This window comes from Candidatus Desulfolinea nitratireducens, assembly GCF_982879505.1.
Map to the genome: position 1 here is coordinate 1 of NZ_CEYOSI010000186.1, position 7,375 is coordinate 7,375.

Consider the following 7,375-nt stretch of genomic DNA (forward strand, 5'->3'; position numbering starts at 1 on the left):
ATATAATTTAGGCATTGTGTTGCCGTATCGGCAACACAATGCCTAAAACATGTATAGCATAGACGCAGTATAGGTTTCACAGACTTAGAAAGGATTTACGATGAAAAACGCTTTAGATAGGCTCGATCGTCAAATCATTCTATTTCTCCAAGAAGATGGACGAATGTCTAGTTCTGCAATTGCCCGCCAATTAAATGTACCAGTAAGAACAATACGCCATCGTATTACTCGAATGGTGGAACGAAAGGATATTCTCCCTACGGTGGTCATCAACCGCCAAAGCTTTGAGTATCGAATGACAGTAGATATTTATTGCCAAGTTGAATTAAATAAAGTGGAAAAAGTTGCTGAGATGCTTAAGGAATTTCATGAAATCACCTATATCGCTTATTCATTTGGCGATCAAGATTTAAGTGTCCAGGCAGTATTTAAAGATGGAGAAAAAGCCTTTGATTTTGTTCAAAAGTTGTCCAATATTCCAGAAATTCAGCGAACAAAAACAGTTCTTGTTCCAAGTGTTGTAAGAGCAGCCTATGAGTGGATTCCCCCGGAGGCTGATTTTGTAGAATATCCTGGGGACCTGGGGCAAGCTTTCTAATGGGTACAGAATTAATTTTGTACCCATTAGGAAGGAAAGAAAAAGACTCTACGACACTTTATTCACTAAACGAATGGAGTATTGAATCCGATCAACATTCGTCTCTCTCTCAGTAGAGAATAAACATACAAAGGGTTGTTTTTCCCACTACCCTAAAACGGAGAATCAGGATGAAAATCTGGCGAGTAAATACAAAATCCAAAACCTCATTAATTGAAGATATACCGCAGTCTTGGGCATCTCTCGGAGGAAGAGGCTTATCCGCAAAAATATTACTTGATGAGGTAGATCCTGAATGTGATCCACTCGGTCCAAAAAACAAGTTAATTTTTGCTCCCGGCTTGCTTACAGGGCATCGTCTATCCAGTCTTGATCGAATATCAATAGGGGGCAAAAGCCCTCTGACAGGCGGTATCAAAGAATCTAACGCCGGGGGACGTACCGGATATGAACTTACTAAATTAGGAATTAAGGCGTTGATTCTGGAAGACAGACCTGAAGATGCTGACTGGGGCGTGATCCACATCAGCAAGGATGGTGTTCGCTTTGATTCGGCCAAATCATTTCTTGGGCAGGGAGTGTACAAGGCTGCATCGGGGCTGATCGAAAAATATGGTGGAGATGTTGCCATTGCATTGATTGGCCCTGGGGGCGAAATGAAAATGATGTCCTCGGGCATCCAGAATATTGACAAGGACAAAGTGCCCTCCCGAATAGCTGCTCGCGGCGGGTTGGGGGCTGTCATGGGATCGAAATTTATTAAGGCAATCGTGATTGACACAGCAGGAGAAGATTCTCCGCCTATTCAGGATCTTGACGCTTTCAAGCAGGCGCGAAAAAAATACACATCTGCTGTCTTGGCCCACCCGCAGACGACAACTTATGCTGATTATGGAACTTCTGCGATGGTCAGCCTCTGTGATGGCATCGGTGCAATGCCTACCAGAAATTTTTCCTCAGGTATTTTTGAGGACGCCGAAAAGATCAGCGGGGATCGATTGCGAGAAATGTTGCTGGAAAGAGGCGGTGTCAGTGATACAACCCACGCCTGCATGGCTGGCTGTATCATTAAATGCTCCAATACTGTTGGAGATATTGATGGGGAAACCGTACTTGTTTCGCCCCTTGATTATGAAACCATTGGCCTGATGGGATCAAACCTTGGGATCAATGATTTGGATAAGATCGCGAAATTAAATCAGGCCGCGAATGATATTGGAATTGATACCATCGAGATTGGAGCCGCATTGGGAGTAGCCGCAGATGCGGGTTTGATGGACTTTGGGGATGGCGAACGTGCTTTCGACTTGCTTCAGGAAATTCGAGAGGGTACGCCCTTGGGAAGAATCCTGGGGAACGGGGCAGCATTTACAGGAAAGGCCTTTGGTGTGGAAAGAGTGCCTGTCGCAAAAGGTCAGGCAATGCCTGCCTATGACCCGAGAGCGATCAAAGGGACGGGTGTTACCTATGCTACCTCCCCTCAGGGGGCTGACCACACCTGTGGGCTGACCATTCGCGCAAAAGTTAAACCCACCGATCCGAATGGTCAGGTTGAGGTATCTCGCAACGCCCAGATCAACATGGCAGGGTACGATTCCCTGGGGGCCTGCATCATGGCTGGATTTGGGATCGGTGTTGATTACAGCATCGTTGGTGAACTAATTAATTCAATCCATGGATTTGAAGTTGGAGATGATTTTCTACAGGAATTGGGGAAGGAGACTCTCCTCTTGGAGCGAGAATTCAACAAAAGAGCAGGATTCACCAAGCAGGATGACCGCCTGCCCGAATGGATGAGCCGTGAACCTCTGCCGCCTCATAACGTCGTCTTTGATGTCAGTAAGGAAGATTTGGATAGCGTCTTTGAAACCTAGTATCTTGGTAGTAAGGGCTTTAACCCTTAGAAAGCGACTAAAGTCGCAACTCCGGCAATCCATGAATAGGTTTTAGTCAAAGTGAGGAGGAGGAGCAATTGATGGAAAAGAAATCAGCAGGCATCATAGAGCGTGACCATGCTGCCGTAGCCTCGACAATCTATCGGTACACAGATATTGCCTTTGAGCGGGGTGAGGGGGTCTATCTTTACGATTTTGAAGGACGTAAATATCTGGACTTCGTTGCGGGGATCGCCACGATGAATGTAGGCCATTGTCATCCGGAAGTGGTCGAAGCCATTACTGAACAAGCACGCACCCTGCTTCACGGCGCCTGTCATATCGGTTATATGGAACCTTATGTAGTATTGATGGAAGCGCTTAAAGCTATCGCTCCAGGCGATCTTAAAAACGGGAAAGGGATCTTTGTAAATTCCGGATCTGAGGCCGTGGAAACGGCCATTAAACTCGCTCGCTTTATCACCAAACGCCCCATGATCCTGGCCTTTACGGATAGTTTCCATGGTCGTACCATGGGTGCTGCAGCATTAACTGCCAGCAATACTCTTTATCGCCGTAATCTCACCGGCTTGTTTTCAGGGGTCTCCCACACACCATACCCATATTGCTACCGCTGCCCATTGAAACATGAGTCAGCTGATAAATGCGGTCTGGCCTGCCTGAATTTGATAGAAAAAACCCTCGAGACAGTTGTGCCCCCTGAGGATCTTGCCGCGATCATCATTGAGCCTATCGCGGGCGAAGGCGGCTACATTATCCCGCCGGATGGTTTTCTTCAGGGATTAAGAGAAATTTGTGATCGTCATGGCATCTTGCTGATCGCCGATGAGGTCCAGTCCGGGTTGGGGCGCACTGGAAAGATGTTCGCTGTAGAACATTGGGATGTGGAACCGGATATGGTCTGCATGGCAAAAGCATTGGGAGGCGGCTTGCCGCTAGGCGCGGTATTAGCAAAAGCGGAACTGATGGATGCCTGGCCCCCAGCGGCTCAGGGCACGACCTTTGGTGGTAACCCTGTTGCCTGCCGGGCTGGGTCGGCCACATTGAAGATTATCCAAAAAGAGAATTTAATGCCCAACGCCGTGGAAGTGGGAAATTATATCCAGCAGCGTTTTCATAAAGCTCAGAAAGAATTACCAATGATTGGTGATATTCGCGGTAAAGGTTTGATGATTGCCGTGGAACTGATCAATGCTGATGGCAGTCCGGCTGGGGAGATTATTAAATCGTTGGTTAAAGAAATGAGTTCAAATGGTATCGTATTGACCAAATGCGGTGCAAGTTCAATTCGTTTTGCTCCGCCTTTGACCATCACCAGGGAACAAGCCAGTAAAGGAGTGGATATCATTATTGAAATTTTGCGTAAGCACCAATGGTAATGCCAGATTAGATCGCCATATTATATAAAAACACAATTTTTAAAAAGGAGAATTTATAATGTCAGAAGAAATGTACAAGAAATTAGCGCAGGCTGTCATTGATGGGGAAGCGGATGATGCTGAAGCATTGGCGAGGCAAGCCCTGGATCAAGGGCTCGATCCGCTGGCATGCATCACCAATGGCCTGACCAAAGGCATCCAGCAGGTCGGGGAACTCTTTGCCAGCGGTGAATACTACCTTCCAGAGTTGATCATCAGTGCTGATACGATGAAGGTTGCCATGGATATCCTTGAACCTGCTCTCGCTGGGGGTCAAGAGCGCGAAGTTGTTGGCCGGGTTGTCATCGGCACGGTAGAGGGTGATCTTCATGAGATCGGAAAAACCCTTGTCGGAACTATGCTTTCGGCAAATGGTTTCCAGGTAACTGATATTGGTGTTGACAAAACCGCTGCAGAATTTATCGAGGCAGTCAAGGAAAATAATGCCACAATCGTGGGAGCTTCAGCATTATTGACCACAACCATGTTGCAACAGAAAAAGATCATCGAGGCTTTGGACGAAGCTGGCCTTAAGAATCAGGTCAAGGTTATGGTTGGGGGAGCGCCTGTCACCCAGAGCTATGCAGACCAGATCGGTGCGGATGGCTATGCTGAAGATGCGATTTCAGCTGTTGACATTGCCTATAGGCTTGCAGACGCCCCAGCATAATTCAATTATCGATTAAGTAATCTGGATAAATTTGTTCACAAGAGGAATATCTGAAATGATCAAACTTGAAGAAAGAAAAGCAAGTATCAAACCGATAAAATCCAAACTAAAGATTAGTATTCTCGACGATCAGGAAATTAGCCAGATCAACCAAAATACCCGCACCGTACTGGAAGAAATTGGCGTGGTTTTTCCATCCGATAAAGCGCTCAAGATCTTTGCCGAGGTGGGCGCAAATGTAGATTTTGAAAAACAAACTGTCAAAATTGCTGCCGATTTGCTCGATAAATATCTCGCAACCTCACCGCGTAATTACACAATGGCGGGTGCACGCCCTGATCTTGATGTTCACGTTGGAGATGGCAAGGGAACATATTTCTACTGCAGTGGTGAATCCCCCAGGGTTGTCGATTTTAGTACTGGTGAACGCCGTTTATCCGTAAAAGAGGATATCGCCAACCATGCCCGTATTGCTGATTATTTGCCGATCATCTCGTTGATGTGGCCCTCGGCCAGTGCAAGCGATAAAGGTGAAACTTCTCCCTTACACGGTTTGGAAGCCTGCTTTACCAACTCAGAAAAACATGTTGAATCCGAATCAGTGATGGATGAGGTTTCGGCACGCTATGCGGTTGAAATGGCTATTGCTGTATCCGGAAGCGAGGAGAAACTAAGAGAACGGCCAGTGCTTTCGCAGTTGCTTTGTTGCATCCAGCCCCTGGCGCAGGATAGAGGCGGTATCGAAGCGGCAATGATCTTTGCCGAGTACGGTATCCCGGTCGGGTTTATGTCGATGCCAACCCTGGGCCTCACAGCCCCGCCATACCCTGCCGGAGCACTCACAATTGCGATGGCTGAAACCCTGAGTGGGATCATGCTAACCCAGATCATCAATCCGGGTGTCGGGAACTATATATCCGTCAATCCCGGGATCGTTGATCCTCGCACGGGTGCTTACTTCATGGGATCGGCAGTTGCCCAAATGACCAATGTATCCGGGGTACAGATGGCACATTCCAATGGCATCCCGATCCTTGCCTGTCATTCCTTTGGCGGCAGCCAGTATGAACTCGGAAACTGGCAAGCCGGATATGAGAATCTATATTCCCACCTTTTGGGCGTGATGGCTGGTGCTGATATGTCCTTCGGCCCGAGCGGAATGTATGAGGCCGTCAGCCTGCTGGATCACCCCCGCATATTATTTGATCGCGAAATGCTGCGCGTAATTGACGAAATCACAGATGGGGTTGATGTTAATCCCAAGACACTTGCCTTTGATATGATCAAAGAAATGGGGCATAAAGGCGGCTATATCAGCCACCGGGAAACTGGCAAATTTTACCGCACCACCTGGCCGAAAGAATCGATCCTTTATGATGATGGAAAACCCGAAGGGCGAAAATGGCGCGATCCCAAAGATGTTGCCCGCGAAGCCATCACCTGGATCCTTGAAAACCATAAACCAGAGCCGATGTCTGAGAGCGTAAAACAAGAACTGAGACAGATTGTGGACAGGGCTGACAAAGATGATTCTATAAAAAGAGAGATCAGCGGGCATAAATAAAAGAGCGGAATAGAACTATGACTTTTGACGCAGGAATGGGAGCATCCCTGCGAGGTCTCCGTGTTTTAGACCTGACACGGAATCTCGCAGGACCATATTGCACAATGATCCTTGGTGATATGGGGGCAGATGTCATCAAGGTTGAGCGTCCCGGGTATGGAGATGATACGCGCAGTTGGTCACCTCCTACCTGGCACGGTGAAAGCACCACCTTTTTAAGCGCCAACCGAAATAAGCGCAGTATGGCGATTGATATCAATGCGCCTGAGGGGGTAAAAATCGTCCAAAAGCTGGCTTTGCAGGCAGATATTCTGGTGGAAAGCTTTAGACCCGGTTCACTGGAAAAACGTGGTCTTGGTTATGAAGGGCTTAAAGAAAAAAACCCTGGCTTAATTTACTGCTCAATCTCCGCGTATGGAAATACAGGTCCACTGCGGAATAGCCCGGGATATGATCCGATCCTCCAGGCTTCTACTGGGATAATGGATATGACAGGCGAACCTGATCAACCTCCGGTGCGACTTCCCATTGCTGTAAATGATCTCGGTTCCGGGATGTGGGCAGTTATGGGAATTCTGTCTGCTGTGATAAGAAGACAAATTTCCGGGCAGGGTTGCCTCGTGGAAACCAGCCTCTTTGAAACAGCCTCCTGGTGGATGAATTATCACATCACGAGTAATTTGGCGACCGGGGAAACCCCCGTCCGCTGTGGAACGGGCACACCCTGGCTTGCTCCCTATGAGGTCTACCCGGCCTCAGATGAAGGGCTGTTGGTTTGTGCCGGAAATGACAATCTTTTTCAAAGATTTGTAGAAGAGTTGGAAATCCCTGAGCTTGCAGCAGATGAGCGTTTCGCGACCAACCCAATGCGCGTAAAAAACAGGGCTGAGTTGCGCAGGCTGATCATCGATCGTTTCCAAACACGCACGGCTGTAAAATGGGAGGAGGCTCTACGGGCCCGATCTATTCCCTGCAGTCGCATCCATTCAGTGGCCGATCTCGTCCAGGAGGAACAACTCCAGGCCCTGGGATTGCTGAAAGCCTTTCCGCATCCTTTGATTCCAGAGTTGCGCCTGATCGATTCTCCGGTAAGCATAGATGGGACCCGTGCATCACAAGAAATTCCACCTCCATTGCTTGGTGAGCATACAGATGCCATTCTTGCGGAGCTGGGATATGAAAAAAAAGAAGTAGAGACCTTGCGAGAGAAAAAGGTTATTGCATAGATGA

6 protein-coding genes are annotated in these 7,375 nt (G+C 47.9%); all 6 read left to right on the forward strand.

The annotated features are described in order from the left end of the window. Positions 1–100: 100 nt before the first annotated feature. The 6 genes from AC3DOM_RS13945 (at position 101) to AC3DOM_RS13970 (ending at position 7,371) form a co-directional block, all read left to right on the forward strand. Positions 101–598, forward strand: a complete 498-nt coding sequence (locus AC3DOM_RS13945; protein WP_487919652.1) for an Lrp/AsnC family transcriptional regulator — start codon at positions 101–103, stop codon at positions 596–598. Positions 599–768: 170 nt separating this feature from the next. After that, on the forward strand, positions 769–2,472 hold the full coding sequence (locus AC3DOM_RS13950) for an aldehyde ferredoxin oxidoreductase C-terminal domain-containing protein (protein ID WP_487919653.1): 1,704 nt from the start codon (positions 769–771) through the stop codon (positions 2,470–2,472). 101 nt (positions 2,473–2,573) lie between these two features. Next, positions 2,574–3,872: an aspartate aminotransferase family protein gene (locus AC3DOM_RS13955; protein WP_487919654.1), complete on the forward strand. Its 1,299-nt coding sequence runs from the start codon at positions 2,574–2,576 to the stop codon at positions 3,870–3,872. 58 nt (positions 3,873–3,930) lie between these two features. Next, positions 3,931–4,581: a corrinoid protein gene (locus tag AC3DOM_RS13960; RefSeq protein WP_487919655.1), complete on the forward strand. Its 651-nt coding sequence runs from the start codon at positions 3,931–3,933 to the stop codon at positions 4,579–4,581. A 55-nt stretch (positions 4,582–4,636) separates the two neighbouring features. Then, complete coding sequence (locus AC3DOM_RS13965; RefSeq protein ID WP_487919656.1) at positions 4,637–6,145, forward strand: trimethylamine methyltransferase family protein; 1,509 nt, start codon at positions 4,637–4,639, stop codon at positions 6,143–6,145. Positions 6,146–6,162: 17 nt separating this feature from the next. Continuing rightward, positions 6,163–7,371 carry a CaiB/BaiF CoA transferase family protein gene (locus tag AC3DOM_RS13970; protein ID WP_487919657.1) on the forward strand — a complete coding sequence of 403 codons (1,209 nt, stop codon included), beginning with the start codon at positions 6,163–6,165 and terminating at the stop codon, positions 7,369–7,371. The last annotated feature ends 4 nt before the right edge of the window (positions 7,372–7,375 follow it).